Below are 16,836 nucleotides of genomic sequence, written 5' to 3'. Positions count from 1 at the left end.
AGCCGCCTCCCTACCCGGCCAGGGATTCCGGCCGGCTGTCCTGGTGACGCGACTTGCGCAGGATTTCATCGGTCAGCCAGCGGGAAAACGGTACCGACGGAGCCAATCCGGTTTCGCGCCACGCCAGTTCGGCCCGCCGCTGAATCCGGCAGGGATCGCCGGCCTTGACCAATTGGGCGGACATCCGCCGGTTGATGCCGATCAGCGCCTCCACATGCTCGTCGCAAACCCCCTGCCCACATTTGCGCGAGACCGAAATGACGAAACCGGCACTGTCGGAGGCCGGAACATCCAAGGGAAGATGTCGCGCCACCTCGACCAGGGTACGCCACAATCCGTGGTTTTCCTCCAGCGCGCCAAGAAAGGACTCGGTGTCCGAGGCGGCGGCGAGGTTGTCGGCGGCCGCCTCCAGCGCGGCGGCGCAGAGTTCGCCGAGATTCAGGCGAACCGGCATGGATAGAGTCGCCATGGCTCTCTCCTATCCAAAACAGGTATAAAACTATAACGGAAGTTTGACTCTACGATTGTAGGGGCGGCAAGGCGCCGCTGTCAAAGACAATGGCCAATCCCTCTACCGATGGAATAGCCGATGCCGGCCTCGCCTATACCAATCCGTCAACTGAATCCGCACTCGACCAGCAGCCGATGGAAATCGCGCAGATTCTTGTCGCCCTGGCTGGGGTCGGGACAGCTGGCGACGAATTTCTCCTCGAACTGCTTCTGGCGCAGATGCTCGACGACGCGAGCCTTGGCCATGTTGAGGGACTTGCCCTCGATCAGCACGCCCGAGCCGCAGAACTTGACCAGCCGGATGGCGCGGATGGCCAGGGGGTCGTCGGCCTTGTCGATCTTCTCGATGACACCCTCGTCCTGGAGATAGCGGACCATGACGTCGTCGATCAGATCGGCCAGCGCTTTCCGGAACCCATCCACCAGCACCGGGCAGGAGCGCAGCGATTTGTTGGCGGCGGTCAACGCCGCCATGCGGGCCGGCGGCGACAGCCGAACCGGCACCCAGTGATCGATGTGACGCGACCGGCGGACATGGCCGTCCAGCACCTCGGTCAGGATGTCGCCCATGCTCTTGCCCAGCGGCGAGGCGCACAGGGTCAGCAGGAATTGCAGCCGGACGCAGCCGTCGGCGAGGGTGCCCAGCAGATTTTCCAGCGCCTGAAGGGCGGACATGGATTCGCCGTCGCCCTTCATCACCTTGGAGCCGCGTTGCAGCAGCGATTCGGCCAGGGGCGGCCCGCCGGTGACGCCATCCTTGTCCACAAGACGTTGCAGCATCTTGTGGAACATCTCGAATTCCTGGCCGGGATCGTTGCGCGACAGCGGATTGCCGCCGCCGATCTCGCGGATTACCCGGGCCATCAACACCTGACGGGTCTGGGGCAGCCCCCCGCCGGCGAACAATCCGTTCAGGGCGGCGAAGGTCGGGGGAGCGAACTTGGCAGGCTCGGCCTTGCCCTCCACCAGATTGACGATCTGGCACAGCGCCGCCGACAGGTTGGCCTGGAACCCCAGCAGATCCTGGATGACCTGGGCCGGCACCACCAAGTCGGCAATGATGCCGTCGATCATCCCCATGTGATCGGCGGCGGCGGGCTCGGCGGCCCAGGCGATCATCAGGTCCAGCTTGCCGAACCAGCTGCGCCGTTCCAGCAGGGCCAGCGTCGTCAGGGCGCGCAGCGCGAACGAATCGCCGCCGCTGCCGGCCACCGCCTCCGCCAGGGTCTGCGGCGCCTTGGCCTTCTTCTCGGCGAAGGCCTTGGCGCGGGCCAGCAACTGCTCCCACGACTTGTCGAGAAAGTCCTTGCGCGCCTTGGAATTCTCCTCGCCCGCCGCCCTGGCCTGAAGCGACGACACCCGGTCGATGGCGGAATAGAGCAGGTTGCCCTTGTCGCCGAACCGCTTCATCTCCTTGGCGTCATGCAGCAATTCGGTGGGCGTGATCAGCGCCTCGTCCAGGTACTTGCGCAACAGCCGCCCGATGGTGGTGCGGGACGGCTGGCCGTAAAGCTCCTCCAGGGTGGCGCAGGGCGGCGCCTCGGTGATCTGGGCCAGGGTGGGATCGCCGCCGCCCTTGATTTCGCCCTGCTTTTCCAGCAGCACGGTCTCGCTGTGGGTGCCGTCGATGCGCTGGTAATCCTTGACGACCCGGACGGCGGCATGGTTGCCGGCCTGGAGCAGGTTCTCGGCGAAGGCCTTCGCCTTGTCCTCGTCGCCGGCCATGGAGGCGATGACCCAGCGCTTGTCGTCCAGCACCTGGATTTCGTAGGTGGTCTTGGGCGAGCTCATGGGACCGCCTCCGGCAGGAGGCCGGCACGGCGGCGGCGGGATTCGGCCACCCCCGCCTCGCCCAGATGGGCGGCCAGCACTTCGGCGGACCGGCGGGCCGGCCCCGCCACGGCCTCGACGCCGGAATCCGCGGCGAGACAGAGCCAGCAATGGGCCTCGACCAGGTCGGCGGGAACGCCCTGTCCGCGCTCCAGCAGGATGGCCAGATGGTACTGGGCGCCGGGATTGCCGGCCCTGGCGGCGCGCCGCAGCCACTGGGCGGCGGCGGCATCGTTGCGGTCGACGCCGGTTCCGGTCAGCAGCATCAGGCCGTAATTGAACTGGGCCGAGGCCAGCCCCTGTTCGGCGGCACGGCGGCACAGCACCGCCGCCTCGACCGGATCGGCCTCGGTGCCGCGTCCCTGGCGCAGCATGTTGGACAGGTTGAACTGGGCCTCGGCCTCGCCGTGCTCGGCCGCCTCGCGATACAGCTCGGCCGCCTGGACCTCGTCGCGCTCGACACCGCTCCCGCTCTCGTACAGGGTCGCCAGGGCGAACAGGGCGGCGGCGTCGCCCTGGTCGGCGGCCTGACGGAACCATTTGGCCGCCACGTCGGGGCTGGCCTCGACGCCGCGCCCCTGGCGGATCATGTTGCCCAGGTTGAACTGGGCGGCGGCGTCGCCCTGCTTGGCCGCCTCGCGGAACCATTTCAGGGCATGGGCGTTGCTCTGGGCGGTGCCAAGGCCAAGATCGTACATCACCGCCAGCGAGTACTGGCCGCGGACGTCGCCGGCCTTGGCCGCCAGCGAATACAGCCGCACCGCCTCGGCCGGGTCGGCGGCGACGCCCCGTCCCAGGCGGTAGGCGTTGCCCAGCGCCACCATGGCGGCGGCATCGCCGCCGCCGGCCAGGGCGCGCAGACGATCGGGATCAGGGGAAGGATCATCCTCGCCGAACGCCAGGGGATCGGTCTCGGCCTCGACCGTCGGCAGCGGCGTCGCGCGTGGGTCCAAGACGGCGGCCGGCGGCGGAGGCTGCGTGGACGGATGATGGGGCGGCGAGGCGGCGGCCTCCGCCGCCACCTGGCCTCCCTCGGCCGCGTCCGGTTCGCCCGGGACAGCCCCCCAGTCGATGCGGGGAGCCGTCTGACGCGGGCCGGGCAGATCATCGACCCGGCGGCGGACGTCGACGCCTTCGGCGGCCATCTTCTTCAGCAGGCCGATGGCGTCCTTGTTGCCCTGGCGGGCCGAACGCACCAGCCACACCACCGCCTCGTCCATGTCGCGCTTGACCTGATAGCCCAGGCGGTAGAGATCGCCCAGCTTGCATTGGGCCACCGGGTCGTTCTCCAGCGCCAGCCGGCGATAGCGGGTGACGATCTCGGGTTCTCGCGCCATGACGTTCTTCCACCGAAAATACCCTGTCCCGGCAACAATGCCGGAACACCGCCGGGCTGTCGAGGCAGTAAGCTGCGGCAATCAGGCCAAGATCAAGGCGCATTCCCCCGGTCATGTCTCCACCGGCAAGCCGGCCAGACGCCATTCCGGGAAGCCGTCCTGCAGGCGCCGGGCGGCGCGGCCGCACTCCCGCAGGGATGCCACCGCCTCGAAGGCCAGGACGCAGTAGGGGCCCCGGCAATAGGCCACCACCTCGGCGCCGTCCGGCAGTTCCCCGAGGCGACGCTGCAATTCCTTGAGGGGAATATTGATGGCTCCGGGCAGATGGCCGGCGGCATATTCCTCGGGCGGGCGGACGTCGAGCAGAGTCACGGTTCCATCCCCCAGGCGCCCGACCAGTTCGTCGCGCGAGACGGGCTCCAGGGCATCCCGCTGGTGGAAGAAGCCCTGCATCAGCCGGTCGATCTCCTCCACATGGCGCGCCGCCGTCCGCCGCAGCGCGGCCAGGAGTTCCAGAACATCATCCCCGGAGGTCCGGTAAAGGACGTGCAGCCCGCTCCTGCGCGAAACAGCCAAGCCGCTCCGCCGCAGGACCTGGAGGTGCTGCGAGGTATTGGCGAAGGACAGGCCGCTGGCCGCCGCTAGTCCCTCGACACTGCGTTCGCCCTGGGCAAGCAGTTCCAGGAGGTCGAGGCGATGGGGATTTCCCAAGGCCTTCGCCACCATGGCGATCTGCTCCAGAATGGACAGTTTCGGACTGCTCTTGGCTGCCAAGCTCGCTCCTATCCTCAAGCCGACGTATTCGGGAATCATGCCCGAAGATTGACGGCCTGCCTATGGCAGCATACTATTCAACAAAGTTATTGAATAACAGGCTATCCTCATCTATCGGAGAAACCGCGCCGTGAGCGCATCCAGCATCGGCCCCACCCGTTATGCCGCGTGGCGGAAAACGTCGCTTGGGCGAATCGTCGAACGCCTGGAGCATCAGGCCCTGCTGGGAATCGCCCCTCCCTTGCGGGGGCTGAATGTCCTCGATATCGGTTGCGGCGATGGTGTCCTGGCTGCCGAGATGGCGACGGAGGGAGCCCGCGTCACCGGCATCGACGCCGATCCGGCCATGATCATGGCCGCCCGCGCTACCGTGACGGAGGGCCAGTTCCTGGCGGGTGACGCCTGCCGGCTGCCATTTTCCGACGCCAGTTTCGACCTCGCGGTGATGAACACGGTTCTGTGCCTGATCCATGATCGCCGGGCCGCCCTGGCGGAAGCGGCCAGGGTCCTGCGAGGCGGCGGCCATCTGCTGATTGGGGAACTGGGACGCTGGAGCCCATGGGCGGTGATCCGCCTCATGCGCGTCTGGCTTGGGACCCGCTTGTGGCGGCAGGCACATTTCAGCGATGCCCGATTGCTGGCGGCCGAGATGGCTTCGATTGGATTGGCGGTGGAAGCGATGCGGGGTGCCGTGTTCTTCCCGCCCTGGAGATGGGCGGCGCGCTTGATGGCGCCATTCGACCCGGCTCTTGGCGCACGGACCACGGTGGGCGCCGCCTACATCGCCATGACGGCACAAAAGATATGAGGGGGGAACACATGGACCGGCAGTCGCATTGGCAGACGGTTTACGAGACCAAGGCCGAGAACGAGGTCAGCTGGTACCAGGACCATCCGAAAACTTCCCTGGCCCTGATCCGCGACACCGGCCTGGGACCGGAAGGCAGGATCATCGATGTCGGGGGCGGTGCCTCGCGGCTGGTGGATTGCCTGGTCGAGCAAGGTTTCCGGCGTGTCACCGTTCTCGACATCGCCCCGGCGGCGCTGGAACGGGCGCGCCGCCGCCTGGGCGACCGGGCCGCCCTGGTGGAATGGCTGATCGCCGACGTGACCGGATGGACGCCGCCCTCCCGTTTCGACCTCTGGCATGACCGCGCCGTGTTCCACTTCCTCACCGAAGCCGCCGACCGGGCCGCCTATGCCGCCGCCATGGCCGCCGCCGTACCGACCGGCGGGCACGCGGTGATCGGGACCTTCGCCCTGGATGGGCCGGAGCGGTGCAGCGGCCTGACCATCCGCCGCTATGACGCCGATGGCCTTGCCGCAGAGTTCGCACCTCATTTCGAGATGCTCGCCGCCATGACCGAGGATCACCCGACCCCGGCAGGAAAAATCCAGCGCTTCCAGTTCTGCCGCCTGCGGAGGCGCTGAGCCATGCCCGCTCCCCAACCCCCCATCCTCGATCTCAAGGACACCGATGCGCCCTCGGTGTTCCAGCCGGCCAACCTGCTGCGCGAGGCGAGGCGCCAGCGCGGCCTTACCCATACCGAGGTGCCCGCCCTCTGCCTGCTCGACCCCGACGGCGACATGGTGCGCTACCTTAAGCGCACAGGCCAGGCGCGGCCGGTCGAACACTGGGCCTGCTACCATACCGAGATGTGGCGGTTCGAGCATGAGGGGCTGGAGTTCGGGGTGGTCGGCTGTGCCGTCGGCGCCCCCTTCGCCGTGCTGCTGGCCGAACAGATGTTCGCCAGCGGCTGCCGTTTCCTGATCAGCGTCACCTCGTCCGGTCAGATCACGCCGGTGGGCGAGGCTCCCTACTTCATCCTGATCGACCGGGCGCTTCGCGACGAGGGCACCAGCTACCACTACCTGCCGCCGTCCCGTTTCGCCGAAGCCGCCCCCGACGTGCTGGGGCGTTTGGCGGCACTGCATGAAACGACTCCCGTCGTTCTTCACCGGGGGGCGACCTGGACCACCGACGCTCCCTACCGCGAGACCGAGGCGGCCATCGCCGCGCATCGTGACGCGGGCATCCTGGCGGTGGAGATGGAAGCGGCGGCGCTCTACGCTTTCTCGCGTGCCCGAGGTTGTCCGGTGGCCTGTTTCGCCCATGTCACCAATACCATGGCGAGATGCGAGGGCGACTTCGAGAAGGGCGAGGCCGACGGCGCCCTGGACGCCTTGGCCCTGGTGGCCGCGGCGGGGCGGGCGTGGCTGGCCCCGGAACTACGGTGATCCTGCAACGCCAAAGCCGACCGTGACGGCGATATCGCCCTGGCCGGTGTCCTGGCTGAAGCCGGCATAGAGAAGAGAAATGGCCATCCCGATCATTACCAAAGCTTAACCGCAGCGAAATGATGCGGTAATCCTGCCGGTGGCATGATCCCATCATAAGGTTGGAACGGTGGCTCGGCGGCAAGTTTGCGCTCCCTGCCGGTGCCGTTCGAACCCGGCGGATCCGAACTCCCCGCCGCCGTGTCCCTCTCGTTCCCCCCGAGGCGGACGCGACTCCACGACGGACGTATTCCCCCCGCGTCCGGACACCGGAAAAAGGCCCCCGCGCTCCCCCCCCTGGCGCGGGGGCTTTTCCGTGGGAAGGGAAGACGTTAAGGTCGGCTGCGACGAGAGGGTTGAAGTTCATATGCGCATCCTGCTGATCGAAGACGACAACGAGGCCGCCGCCTACATGGCCAAGGGCCTGCGCGAGGCCGGCCATGTGGTCGACCATGCCGCCACCGGCACCGACGGGCTGTTCCTCGCCACCTCGGAACGCTGGGACGCCATGGTGGTGGACCGCATGCTGCCCGGCATCGACGGACTGGCGATCATCCAGGCGATCCGCGCCGACGGCAACACCACGCCGGTGCTGGTGCTGTCGGCGCTGGGCAAGGTCGACGACCGGGTCCGCGGCCTGAAGGCCGGCGGCGACGATTATCTGGTCAAGCCCTACGCCTTCGCCGAATTGCTGGCCCGCATCGAGGCGCTGGCGCGGCGGGTGTCGGCGGCCCAGCCGGAAACCCGCCTGAAGGTGGAGGACCTGGAAATGGACCTGCTGGCCCGCACGGTTCAGCGCGGCGGCCAGACCATCGACCTTCAGCCGCGCGAGTTCAGGCTGCTGGAATACCTGATGCGCTACGCCGGTCAGGTGGTGACGCGAACCATGCTGCTGGAAAATGTCTGGGAATACCATTTCGACCCCCAGACCAACCTGATCGACGTGCATATCAGCCGGCTGCGCCAGAAGGTGGACAAGGATTTCGACCCGCCGCTGATTCACACGGTCAGGGGCGCCGGATACACCCTTCGTGCAGCCCGCTAGCCTTCTTCGCACCACCACCTTCCGTCTGGCGCTGAGCTATCTCGCCATCTTCACCATATCGGCCATGGCCCTGCTGATGCTGGTGTCGTGGAGCACCACCATGTTCATCGAATGGCAGGTGCAGGAAACGGTCGAGGCCGAGGCCACCGGTCTGGCCGAAGTCTATCGGGACCGCGACCTGGTGGGGCTGGCCGACGTGATCGGCCAGCGCACCCGCCAGGATGTGGAGGGCCGCGTCTCCTATCTGCTGATGGGCCTGGACGGCTCGCCACTGGCCGGCAATCTGCGGGCGTGGCCGGCCGAGGTCGGCAGCCAGCTCGGCTGGGTGCGCTTTCGCATTCTGCCGCTGGGCGGCATCGGGCCGGGATTCGAGGTGATGGCCAGGGCCTACGAACTGGCCGACGGCTACCGCCTGCTGGTGGGACGATCGCTAGCCGACGCCAAGCGGGTCAAATCGGCCATCAACCGGGCGCTGGGCTGGGGTCTCGCCGTCACCATCCTGCTGGGCGTGGTCGGCGGCTACTTCACCAGCCGCCACCTGTTGCAGCGGGTCGAGGAAATGAGCCGCACGGCGCGCAGCATCTTCGGCGGCGACATGAGCCAGCGCATGGCGCTGTCGGGGACCGGCGACGAGTTCGACTCGCTGGCGGAAAGCTTCAACGAGATGATGGACGAGCTGGAACGGCTGCTGGAAGGCATCCGCACCGTCTCGGACAACATCGCCCACGACCTGCGCACGCCGCTGAACCGGCTGCGGTCGCGCATCGACCTGGCGCTGCTGGGACCGCCCGATTGCGAAGGATTCCGCCGGACGCTGGAAGAGACCCTGGCCGAGGCCGACAACCTGCTGGCCACCTTCAGCGCCATCCTGACCATCTCGCACGCGGAATCGGCGGCACGGCTGGAACGCCTGGAAAGCCTGGACCTGTCGCGCCTCGCCGAGGACGCGGTCGAGCTTTACGAACCGCTGGCCGAGGAAAAGGAGGTGGAACTGACCTGCCGGGCCGAGCCGGACCTGCGGGTCCGGGGTGACCGCCACCTGCTGTTCCAGGCCATGGCCAATCTGGTGGACAACGCCGTCAAATACACCCCGGCGGGCGGCCATGTGGCGGTCGGCGTCGCCGCGGGCGAGGACGGCACGGTGGAACTGACGGTCACCGATTCAGGCCCCGGCATTCCGGAGGAATCGCGGGAACGGGTTCTGGAACGTTTCATCCGCCTGGATTCGACCCGCTCGACCCCCGGCAACGGCCTGGGGCTGTCGCTGGTCCAGGCGGTGGTGCGGCTTCACGGGGCGCGGCTGGTGCTGGACGACAACGCCCCCGGCCTGATCGTCCGCCTCGTCTTCGCCCGCCATGCCGACAAGGCCGATAAGGCCGACGCCAGAAGCGGCCGGATTCACGCAGATGAAAAGGACCGCGCGAATCCGGAAACCGCCCCTACTTGCCGGGAGTGACCATCAGGCGCTCGACCGGCACGTCCTTGACGAAGTGGGACGCGACGATCTCGTCGATATCGGCCGTGGTCTGGACCTTGTACCAGACGCCCTGGGGATAGACCACCATCAGCGGGCCGGCCTTGCAAAAGCCCAGACACGAACTGGAAGCGACGCTGATGCCCGCCTCCCACAGGTTCAGTTCGCTCATCTTGCCCATCAGGTGCTGGAACAGCGGCTGGCCGCCGCCCTTGCTGGAGCAGCAGCCGCGCGGATGTCCCTCGGGACGGCTCTGGGCGCAGATGAAGGCGTGGTACTTGTTGGGATAATGATTCACGACGGTCCTCCTCTCTCTTGGTCTTCGTTACGACTGGCGCCGCTTCAGCTCCGTGTCGGTGCAAAGGTCGAAGCGGGTCATGGCGCTGTCGACGGTCTTGCCGGTCAATTCACGCCATTTTTCCATGGCGTCCTTGCGGGTGAACGGCCCGTGCACCTCCTGCCGGCGCCCCGGCGCGATGGTCTGGAAAGTGGTGTCGGCGTATTCGCCGCCCACCACGTACCAGGTCTCGTCCGACACCTCCTCGGTGGAACGGATGAAATAGCGCACCATGGCGTTGTCCACCGACTTGCCGGTCAACGCCCGCCAGCAGATATGGGCTTCCTGCTCGTCGAAGGGGCCGAAGCGCTCCTCGGCATGGCCGGGGGCGATGATGGTGAACGACGTGTCGGCATATTCGCCGCCGACGACAAAGTAGATCTTGGCCATGGGGGATGTTTCCCGTCCGAAGAAGTGCGGCGGCGTGCTTATACCCCATCGGCCGCCGGGAAGGAATGTCCTTTGGAACATGGCCGCCCGGCAGGATTTGCCGCCCCTTGCGGTGTGGAAATCCAGGATTTCCGCGCCTGACGGCATGGCACGCCCCGTGCATCGGCAGCGGCAGGCCCTCTCCATTGGAGAACGACAATGCAAGTCACCACCGTCGGCACCTCGCACCTGCTGCTGAACCGCAAGGACGACCCCGCCAGCCATGACACCCGCCCGGCCAGGACCGGCCCGGCCAGCGCTTTCGCCACCCACGCCTTCGGTCCCATGGACCTGCCCGACAAGAACAAGGCCACCACCATCGACGGCACCCGCCAGGGCGGCGCGGGCGGCAACACCTCGGTGTCGGCGGCAACCTCGTCCTCGATCGGCTGGCTGACCCATCTGGCGGTATCGCAAGGCATGAAATAACCAGGGCCGCCCGGCGCACGCGGGCGGCTTGCGCCCTCTCCCCCCGGCGGCCTATCCTCCGGCCATGACCGCCAGCATCACCCTTTGCGCCGACGATTACGGCCTTGCCCCCGGACTGGGCCGCGCCATCCGCGCCCTGATCGCGGCCGGCCGGCTTCAGGCCACCGGCTGCATGACCGCCAGCCGGTTCTGGCCGGACGAGGCCGCCCTGCTGAAGCCACTGGAAGGCAAGGCCCAGTTCGGCGTCCATCTGATGCTGACCGATCACGCCCCCATCGGGGAAATGCCCGATCTTGCCCCCGACGGCCGGCTGCCCGGAATCGGCGCCCTGGTCAAGCGGTCGTTGCTGCGCCGCCTGGACGCCGCCGAGATCAAGGCCGAACTGGAGCGGCAGGTGGAGGCGTTCGAGGCCGCCATGGGCCGCCCGCCCGACTTTCTTGACGGCCACCATCACGTCCACCAGTTGCCCATCATCCGCGACGCGGTGCTGGATATCTGGCGCCGTCGCCTGAAACCCGGCGGCGGCTGGGTGCGGTCGTGCTGGGAAAACCCCGTCGCCATCCTGGGCCGGGGCATCGATCCGGTGCGCGCCACCATCATCGCCCTGCTGGGACTGCGGTTCCGCCGGATGCTGAAGACCGCCGGCATTCCCCACAACCGCAGTTTCCGGGGAGTCTACGACTTTTCCGGCAAGGTGCCCTATGCCGAGCTGTTCCGCGTCTTCACCGATGCCCCCGGCCCCGCCACCCTGGTCATGTGCCATCCCGGCCTGGTCGACGAGGCGCTGAAAGCCTGCGAATGGCTGACCGGGCAACGCGAGGTGGAATACCGCTTCCTCGCCTCCGACGACTGCCTGGAATCCTTGGACCGGCGGGGAATCGCGCTGGCATCCCTATGACCCGCCGCTCCGCCGCCATCCGGTTGGCAGCGTTCTACGCCGCCATCTTCGCCGCCGTCGGCATCCACATCCCGTTCTGGCCGCTATGGCTGAAGGATCAAGGCCTCGGCCCCACCGAGATCGGCCTGCTGGTCGCCGCCGGCTACCTGACCCGGCTGGTGGCAACCCCGCTGGTCGGGCATTGGGTCGACCATCGCGGCGACCGCAAGCGGCCGATGCTGATCCTGGCGGTGGCGGCGACCCTGCTGTGGCTGCTGTTTCCCGCCGTCCAGGGCTTTCCCGCCCTGCTGGCCGTCACCGTTCTGGCCATCTTTCCTTTCACCAGCCTGATGCCGGTGGGCGATTCACTGTCGATGATGGTGGTCCAGAACCACCGGCTGGATTACGGCCGGGTGCGGCTGTGGGGGTCGCTGTCGTTCATCGCCGCCGCCACCTTGATGGGCAAAGCGCTGACCGACTGGCCGGTGGCGTCGGTGCCCTGGCTGGTCGCCGGGCTGCTGGGCCTGACCGCCGTCACCTGCGCCATGGTGCCAGACACCCGGGTTCCGCCCAGGGACGAACCGCCGCCACCGCTGCGGCCGCTGCTGGCCAGCGGCGTCTTCCTGCTGTTCCTGGCCGCCGCCTCGCTGAACCAGGCCGGCCACACCGTCTATTATGCCTTCGCCTCCATCCACTGGAAGGCCTCCGGCCTGTCCGACTGGGCCATCGGCCTGCTGTGGTCCGAGGGCGTGGTGGCCGAGATCATCCTGTTCGCCTTCAGCGGACGGGTGGTGGCCAGATTTGGCCCGGCCCGGCTTCTGCTGGCCGCCGCCCTGGGCGGCGCCCTGCGCTGGGCCATCTTGGGAATCACCGCCGACATCGCCTGGGTCGCCGCCGCACAGATCCTCCACGCCGCCACCTTCGGCTGCGCCCACCTGGGCGCCATGCATTTCATCCAGCGCGCCGTGCCGCATTCGCTGTCGGTGCGCGCCCAGGGGCTTTACGCCGCCATCGCGGTCGGACTGGCCCCCGGCCTGATGACGCCGCTGGGCGGATTCCTGTACGAACGGGGCGGCGGAAGCTCCTTCCTCGCCATGGCCGCCCTGTCGGCGGGCTCGGCGGCGCTGGCCTGGCATCTGGTCCGCCGCTGGAATGGCGGCCGGCTGATCGGGGAGTGACGCCGGCTCACCCCCGATCCAGCGGAACCAGCCGCCCCCCGCGCTTCAGCGCGTAGGGCTGGCCGCGCCACACCACCCGGCGGCTGAAGATCGACCAGAACCACACCGCGAAGCACAGGATTTCCCGCAACGGCACCATCCAGAACGGCGCCGGCCGCACGATGGCGAAACGGACCCGCACCGCCCGGTCCAGCGCCAGCCGCAGCAGCAGGTACAGCCCCAGCAGCAGCCCCCCCCACCAAGTGGGATGGAACACATGCAGCGCCAGCAGCAACGGCAGCACGCAGGTCACCACCGTCAGCAGATGGTCGAGCGGCCGCACCGCCCGCACGGTATGGGCCCAGCGAACCTCGTGACGGAACAGGGTGGACAGGCTTTCCTCGTGCACCATGGTGTGAACGGTGTGGGCGGACAACCGCACGGCCCAGCCGGCCCCGGCCAGCCTTTCGCCGATCTCGTGATCCTCGGCCAGGTAGTCGGCCACCGCCTCGAATCCGCCAATGGCGTCCAGCGCCTGGCGCCGCAGCAGCATGGCCGGGCCAAGGCTGGCATCGACTCCGTTCAAGGCCCGGTCCAGCAGCACCGACGGCACGATCCAGCCGTTGATGTTGAGCGCGCCCAGCACCGAGACCCAGCCTCGGGTCGGATACCCCTTGTAGATGCAAGAGACCGCCCCGACATCGGATTGCGCCATGTCGGCGACCATGGCGCGGAAGCAGTCGCGCCCCACCTCGACATCGCTGTCCGACACCAGCAGCAGATCGTGACGGCAGGCCGTCATGATGTTGAGAACGTTGCCAATCTTGAGATTGGCGCCGTGAAGCCGGCCGTCGCTCACCAGGGTGATGGAAAGATCGGGAAAGTCGCGCCGCAGCCGCTCGACCACCGTCACGGCGGGATCGTCGCCCTCGCGTACCCCGAATACGATCTCGAAATCGGGATAATCCTGATCGCAGAACGAGCGCAGGCATTCGTACAGCCGGGGTTCGGCCCCGCACAACGGCTTCAGCACCGACAGCGGCGGCAGCACATCCGGCACGGGGGCGGCGACGCATTCCCGAAACGCCAGGACATGGCGCAGCGACAACGACAGATAGACGATACCGGCCAGGGCAAGCAGCAGCAGGACGATGTCGCTGACGCCGGCGTTCCAGTCCGTCACCCTACTTGCCTTGAATCAGTTCGATCCGGTAGCCGTCCGGGTCCTCGACAAAGGCGATGACGGTCGAGCCGTGCTTCATGGGGCCTGGCGCCCGCACGATCCTGGCGCCTTCGGATTCCAGCCGGGCGCAGGCGGCGTGAATGTCGCCAACCCCCAGGGCGAGATGGCCGAAGCCGCCGCCCAGGTCGTAAGACGGCGTATCCCAGTTATGGGTCAGCTCGACGACGGTATTGTCCGCCTCGCCGCCATAGCCGACAAAGGCCAGGGTGAAGCGCCCCTCGGGATAATCCTGCCGACGCAGCAGCTTCATGCCCAGCAGGCGGGTGTAGAAGTCGATGGACCGGTCCAGGTCGCCGACCCGGATCATGGCGTGCAGAAATTTCCAACCGCTGTCGTTCATGTGGTCTCTCCGATGAAATCCAGCACCGTCGCGGCCGCCTTGGCGCTGGGACTGTCGCCGCCCAGACCCAGCTTGACCAGGGCGCGCCGCGCGCCTTCCACCTGGGCCTGCCGCGCCGGGGCGTCAAGCAGCAGACGCTCCACCGCCGCGGCCAGCCGATCGGGGCGGCAATCGTCCTGAAGCAGTTCCGGCATCACCCTTTCGTCCACCAGGATGTTGACCAGGGTGACGAATTTGAGGTTGAGCCCCAGGAAGCGGGTGGCAATGAAGGCGGACAGCCGGGACACCTTGTAGGCGATCACCGCCGGCAGCCCGGCCATGGCCAGTTCCAGCGCCACCGTCCCCGATGCCGCCAGGGCGACGTCGCAGGCGGCGAAGGCGTCGTGCTTTTCCGCCGTTCCACGGACGACCACGTTGGGACAGGGCCAGAAGCGGGCGGCGGCGGCGACCTCGCCGGCCACCGTCTCCACAGTGGGCGCCACCGCCCACAGGCCGGGATGACGCGCCGACAACAGGGCCAGCGTCCCGGCGAAGGGCTTCAGCAGCCGCCCGGTCTCGGAATGGCGGGAACCGGGCAGCACGCAGACCACCTTGGCCTCGGCTGGAATGCCGTGACGGGCGCGAAAGGCGGCGCCGTCGCCCTTGCCGGCATCGCCCTCGATGACCGGATGACCGACATGGACGCTGCGCAGGCCCTCCTTCTCGAACCATTCCGGCTCGTTGGGCAGCAAGGTCAGCAGCAGGTCGAGGACGCGGGCCAGGGTCCTGGTCCGTCCCGACTTCCAGGCCCACACCATGGGAGCGACGTAGTGGATGCGGCGGATGCTCGAACCGCGTTTCTTCAGTCCGGCATGAATGCGGCCGGTGAATCCCCAGGAATCGATGGTCAGCACCGCGTCGGGCCGCTTCGCCTCGATGTCGGCCAGGGTCTGGCCGATGCGGCGGAAGATGTTGGGCAGGCGCGGCAGCACCTCCACCAGCCCCATGACCGACAATTCCGACATGGGGAACAGACTGTCCAGCCCCTCGGCGCGCATGGCCTCGCCGCCGATGCCGGCGAAACGCACCCGCCCACCGCCGCGCTTTTTCAGGGCGGCCATCAGACGGCCGCCGAGCAGATCGCCCGAGGGTTCGCCGGCGATGACGTAGATGAGGGTCATTCGCCCTCCCCGCTCCCGATGCCGACCACGAACAGACCCAGCCGGTCGGCCTCGGCCGCCACGGCGTCGCGCCCCAGCACCAGGGCTCCGCCCGCCTCGACCGCGACGCCGCGCAACCCGGCGGCGGCGGCGTTGGCAAGGGTGGCGGCGCCAATGGTGGGCAGGTCGACGCGACGGTCCTGGCCGGGCTTTCTCAGCTTGACCAGCACTCCCCCCGGTCCCTGGCGGGCCAGGTCGCCGCAGCGGGCCAGCAGCCGGTCGGTGCCCTCGACAGCCTCGACCCCCAGCACGATGCCCTGCTGCACCACCACCGCCTGACCGACGTCCAGCGCCCCCAGACCCCGCGCCACCTGGACGCCGCGGGCGATATCGGCCTCGGCCTGGGCATCCGGGGCATGACGGCCATAGCGGCCGGGGACGGCAAGGCAGTCGGACAGCACCTCGTCGACCCCCACCACCTTGAACCCCTCGCCCTCCAGCTCGGCCACCACCGCCCGCAGCAGGCCGTCGTCCCCCAAAGCCTTCAGCCCGACCCGGGCGAAAAAGCGGGCGGTGCGGAAATCAGGGGCAAGTTCGCCAATGGACGGCCGGCGCACCGGCCCGATCATCACCACCTCGGCGACACCGGCCTGGCGCAGCTTGTCGAAACCGGTTCCGGCCTCGCCCAGCCGAATCCAGTCGGCCGGCCCATCGCCGATCACCAGGGGATCGGCGTGGCCGCTAAGCGCCAGAATGTGGTAATCGCGCCCCTCGGCCCGGCAGGCGGCGGCGACGAGCCCGGGAAGCTCGCCCCCCCCCGCCACGATGCCGAGCTTAGCCCGCATCGCCGGTGAATTTGGGAGTGCTGAGCGAGCGCGACGAATCCGAACGGATGAACGCAACGATCTCCATCACCGCCGCGTTGCCCTGGAACTGCTCCTCCACGTCCGACAACCGCTCCTGCAACGTTCCTTCCGGCGCGAACAGCAGGCGATAGGCGTTGCGCAGGGTGTGGATGTCGTCGCGGGAAAAGCCGCGCCGCTTCAGCCCGACGATGTTGAGACCGTTGAGATGGGCGCGGTTGCCGATGACGGTGCCGAACGGAATCACGTCGGCCTCGACCCCGGACATGCCGCCGATCATGGCATGGCGTCCGATGCGCACGAACTGGTGCACCGCGCACAACCCGCCCAGGAAGGCGAATTCCCCCACCAGGACATGGCCGGCCAGGGTGGCGTTGTTGGCCATGATGACGTTGTCGCCCAGGATGCAGTCATGCGCCACATGGGCGCTGGCCATGAACAGGCAGTTATCGCCCACCCGCGTCACCATGCCGCCGCCCTCGGTGCCGGGATTCATGGTGACATGCTCGCGGATCTGGTTGTTGCGGCCGATCTCCAGGGTCGAGGGCTCGCCGCGATACTTCAGGTCCTGCGGCCGGTGACCGATGGAGGCGAAGGGAAAGACGCGGGTGCCGGCGCCGATGACGGTCCGCCCCGCCACCGCCACATGCGAGACCAGTTCGACGTCGTCGTCCAGACGGACCTCGGGACCGATCACGCAGAACGGACCGACGACGGCGGAGGCGGCGATCTCGGCCCTGGAATCGACCAGCGCGGTGGGGTGAATGTTGGTCAT

The 16,836-nt window shown here is 68.0% G+C and carries 19 protein-coding genes; 8 read left to right on the top strand and 11 right to left on the bottom strand.

The genetic code is table 11. The features are described from left to right. Positions 1-10 precede the first annotated feature (10 nt). The 4 genes from MTBSS4_RS06485 to MTBSS4_RS06470 form a co-directional block, all read right to left on the bottom strand. Positions 11-469 (bottom strand): hypothetical protein, encoded by a 459-nt coding sequence (locus MTBSS4_RS06485; protein ID WP_173982586.1) that lies wholly within the window; start codon positions 467-469, stop codon positions 11-13. A gap of 146 nt (positions 470-615) precedes the next feature. Then, complete coding sequence (locus MTBSS4_RS06480) at positions 616-2,301, bottom strand: hypothetical protein (RefSeq protein WP_173982585.1); 1,686 nt, start codon at positions 2,299-2,301, stop codon at positions 616-618. Continuing rightward, positions 2,298-3,677 carry a tetratricopeptide repeat protein gene (locus tag MTBSS4_RS06475; RefSeq protein ID WP_173982584.1) on the bottom strand — a complete coding sequence of 460 codons (1,380 nt, stop codon included), beginning with the start codon at positions 3,675-3,677 and terminating at the stop codon, positions 2,298-2,300. Before MTBSS4_RS06475 ends, MTBSS4_RS06480 begins: the two co-directional genes overlap by 4 nt. A gap of 111 nt (positions 3,678-3,788) precedes the next feature. Further along, on the bottom strand, positions 3,789-4,451 hold the full coding sequence (locus MTBSS4_RS06470) for a metalloregulator ArsR/SmtB family transcription factor (RefSeq protein ID WP_254432417.1): 663 nt from the start codon (positions 4,449-4,451) through the stop codon (positions 3,789-3,791). 130 nt (positions 4,452-4,581) lie between these two features. Between MTBSS4_RS06470 and MTBSS4_RS06465 the strand changes: the two genes are divergently transcribed. From MTBSS4_RS06465 to MTBSS4_RS06445, 5 genes are all read left to right on the top strand, one after another. Continuing rightward, a complete protein-coding gene (locus tag MTBSS4_RS06465) occupies positions 4,582-5,259 on the top strand; it encodes a class I SAM-dependent methyltransferase (protein ID WP_173982582.1) in 678 nt (225 codons plus the stop codon). 11 nt (positions 5,260-5,270) lie between these two features. Next, entirely contained in the window at positions 5,271-5,882 is a 612-nt protein-coding gene (locus MTBSS4_RS06460) for a trans-aconitate 2-methyltransferase (RefSeq protein ID WP_173982581.1), read from the top strand. Positions 5,883-5,885: 3 nt separating this feature from the next. Beyond that, the gene (locus MTBSS4_RS06455) at positions 5,886-6,689 is read left to right on the top strand and encodes a nucleoside phosphorylase (RefSeq protein ID WP_173982580.1); all 804 of its coding nucleotides are present in this window, start codon (positions 5,886-5,888) and stop codon (positions 6,687-6,689) included. A gap of 406 nt (positions 6,690-7,095) precedes the next feature. Continuing rightward, the gene (locus MTBSS4_RS06450; RefSeq protein WP_173982579.1) at positions 7,096-7,773 is read left to right on the top strand and encodes a response regulator transcription factor; all 678 of its coding nucleotides are present in this window, start codon (positions 7,096-7,098) and stop codon (positions 7,771-7,773) included. Next, the gene (locus MTBSS4_RS06445) at positions 7,760-9,229 is read left to right on the top strand and encodes an ATP-binding protein (protein WP_173982578.1); all 1,470 of its coding nucleotides are present in this window, start codon (positions 7,760-7,762) and stop codon (positions 9,227-9,229) included. Before MTBSS4_RS06450 ends, MTBSS4_RS06445 begins: the two co-directional genes overlap by 14 nt. Here the strand turns inward: MTBSS4_RS06445 and MTBSS4_RS06440 are convergent. Both MTBSS4_RS06440 and MTBSS4_RS06435 read right to left on the bottom strand, forming a co-directional pair. Beyond that, positions 9,213-9,545, bottom strand: coding sequence for a ferredoxin (locus MTBSS4_RS06440; RefSeq protein ID WP_173982577.1), 333 nt, complete (start codon positions 9,543-9,545; stop codon positions 9,213-9,215). The two genes, MTBSS4_RS06445 and MTBSS4_RS06440, sit on opposite strands and share 17 nt — an antisense overlap. 27 nt (positions 9,546-9,572) lie before the next feature. Further along, positions 9,573-9,974, bottom strand: a complete 402-nt coding sequence (locus MTBSS4_RS06435; RefSeq protein WP_173982576.1) for a DUF4170 domain-containing protein — start codon at positions 9,972-9,974, stop codon at positions 9,573-9,575. A 198-nt stretch (positions 9,975-10,172) separates the two neighbouring features. Here MTBSS4_RS06435 and MTBSS4_RS06430 point away from each other — a divergent pair, with 198 nt between their 5' ends. The 3 genes from MTBSS4_RS06430 to MTBSS4_RS06420 all read left to right on the top strand — a co-directional run bounded on the left by MTBSS4_RS06430 (position 10,173) and on the right by MTBSS4_RS06420 (position 12,497). Further along, complete coding sequence (locus MTBSS4_RS06430) at positions 10,173-10,442, top strand: hypothetical protein (protein ID WP_173982575.1); 270 nt, start codon at positions 10,173-10,175, stop codon at positions 10,440-10,442. 64 nt (positions 10,443-10,506) lie between these two features. Further along, positions 10,507-11,340: a ChbG/HpnK family deacetylase gene (locus tag MTBSS4_RS06425; RefSeq protein ID WP_173982574.1), complete on the top strand. Its 834-nt coding sequence runs from the start codon at positions 10,507-10,509 to the stop codon at positions 11,338-11,340. After that, positions 11,337-12,497 carry a 3-phenylpropionate MFS transporter gene (locus MTBSS4_RS06420; RefSeq protein WP_173982573.1) on the top strand — a complete coding sequence of 387 codons (1,161 nt, stop codon included), beginning with the start codon at positions 11,337-11,339 and terminating at the stop codon, positions 12,495-12,497. The genes MTBSS4_RS06425 and MTBSS4_RS06420 overlap by 4 nt, the downstream gene beginning before the upstream one ends. A gap of 7 nt (positions 12,498-12,504) precedes the next feature. Here MTBSS4_RS06420 and hpnI read toward each other — a convergent pair whose 3' ends face one another. Genes hpnI through lpxA form a run of 5 tightly spaced genes read right to left on the bottom strand, consistent with a single transcriptional unit; the run spans position 12,505 to position 16,836 of the window. Further along, the gene (gene hpnI, locus MTBSS4_RS06415) at positions 12,505-13,659 is read right to left on the bottom strand and encodes a bacteriohopanetetrol glucosamine biosynthesis glycosyltransferase HpnI (protein ID WP_173982572.1); all 1,155 of its coding nucleotides are present in this window, start codon (positions 13,657-13,659) and stop codon (positions 12,505-12,507) included. Between the two features lies 1 nt (position 13,660). Next, entirely contained in the window at positions 13,661-14,059 is a 399-nt protein-coding gene (gloA, locus tag MTBSS4_RS06410) for a lactoylglutathione lyase (RefSeq protein WP_173982571.1), read from the bottom strand. Next, on the bottom strand, positions 14,056-15,219 hold the full coding sequence (gene lpxB / locus MTBSS4_RS06405; RefSeq protein ID WP_173982570.1) for a lipid-A-disaccharide synthase: 1,164 nt from the start codon (positions 15,217-15,219) through the stop codon (positions 14,056-14,058). Before lpxB ends, gloA begins: the two co-directional genes overlap by 4 nt. Further along, a complete protein-coding gene (locus MTBSS4_RS06400; RefSeq protein WP_173982569.1) occupies positions 15,216-16,043 on the bottom strand; it encodes an LpxI family protein in 828 nt (275 codons plus the stop codon). The genes lpxB and MTBSS4_RS06400 overlap by 4 nt, the downstream gene beginning before the upstream one ends. Next, the gene (lpxA, locus tag MTBSS4_RS06395; protein WP_173982568.1) at positions 16,033-16,836 is read right to left on the bottom strand and encodes an acyl-ACP--UDP-N-acetylglucosamine O-acyltransferase; all 804 of its coding nucleotides are present in this window, start codon (positions 16,834-16,836) and stop codon (positions 16,033-16,035) included. The genes MTBSS4_RS06400 and lpxA overlap by 11 nt, the downstream gene beginning before the upstream one ends.

This window comes from Magnetospirillum sp. SS-4 (assembly GCF_902729425.1).
In the GTDB taxonomy this organism is placed as follows: Bacteria; Pseudomonadota; Alphaproteobacteria; order Rhodospirillales; family Magnetospirillaceae; genus Phaeospirillum.
This window is presented reverse-complemented; position numbering and strand designations above follow the sequence as displayed.

What these genes read in the sequence shown, in the direction of transcription:
- lpxA (WP_173982568.1), bottom strand. Translation starts at nt 16,836, where the DNA reads ATGACCAACATTCACCCCACCGCGCTGGTCGATTCCAGGGCCGAGATC.
- MTBSS4_RS06420 (WP_173982573.1), top strand. Translation starts at nt 11,337, where the DNA reads ATGACCCGCCGCTCCGCCGCCATCCGGTTGGCAGCGTTCTACGCCGCC.
- lpxB (WP_173982570.1), bottom strand. Translation starts at nt 15,219, where the DNA reads ATGACCCTCATCTACGTCATCGCCGGCGAACCCTCGGGCGATCTGCTC.
- MTBSS4_RS06480 (WP_173982585.1), bottom strand. Translation starts at nt 2,301, where the DNA reads ATGAGCTCGCCCAAGACCACCTACGAAATCCAGGTGCTGGACGACAAG.
- MTBSS4_RS06450 (WP_173982579.1), top strand. Translation starts at nt 7,096, where the DNA reads ATGCGCATCCTGCTGATCGAAGACGACAACGAGGCCGCCGCCTACATG.
- MTBSS4_RS06425 (WP_173982574.1), top strand. Translation starts at nt 10,507, where the DNA reads ATGACCGCCAGCATCACCCTTTGCGCCGACGATTACGGCCTTGCCCCC.
- MTBSS4_RS06485 (WP_173982586.1), bottom strand. Translation starts at nt 469, where the DNA reads ATGGCGACTCTATCCATGCCGGTTCGCCTGAATCTCGGCGAACTCTGC.
- MTBSS4_RS06435 (WP_173982576.1), bottom strand. Translation starts at nt 9,974, where the DNA reads ATGGCCAAGATCTACTTTGTCGTCGGCGGCGAATATGCCGACACGTCG.
- MTBSS4_RS06455 (WP_173982580.1), top strand. Translation starts at nt 5,886, where the DNA reads ATGCCCGCTCCCCAACCCCCCATCCTCGATCTCAAGGACACCGATGCG.
- MTBSS4_RS06475 (WP_173982584.1), bottom strand. Translation starts at nt 3,677, where the DNA reads ATGGCGCGAGAACCCGAGATCGTCACCCGCTATCGCCGGCTGGCGCTG.
- gloA (WP_173982571.1), bottom strand. Translation starts at nt 14,059, where the DNA reads ATGAACGACAGCGGTTGGAAATTTCTGCACGCCATGATCCGGGTCGGC.
- MTBSS4_RS06400 (WP_173982569.1), bottom strand. Translation starts at nt 16,043, where the DNA reads ATGCGGGCTAAGCTCGGCATCGTGGCGGGGGGGGGCGAGCTTCCCGGG.
- MTBSS4_RS06460 (WP_173982581.1), top strand. Translation starts at nt 5,271, where the DNA reads ATGGACCGGCAGTCGCATTGGCAGACGGTTTACGAGACCAAGGCCGAG.
- MTBSS4_RS06430 (WP_173982575.1), top strand. Translation starts at nt 10,173, where the DNA reads ATGCAAGTCACCACCGTCGGCACCTCGCACCTGCTGCTGAACCGCAAG.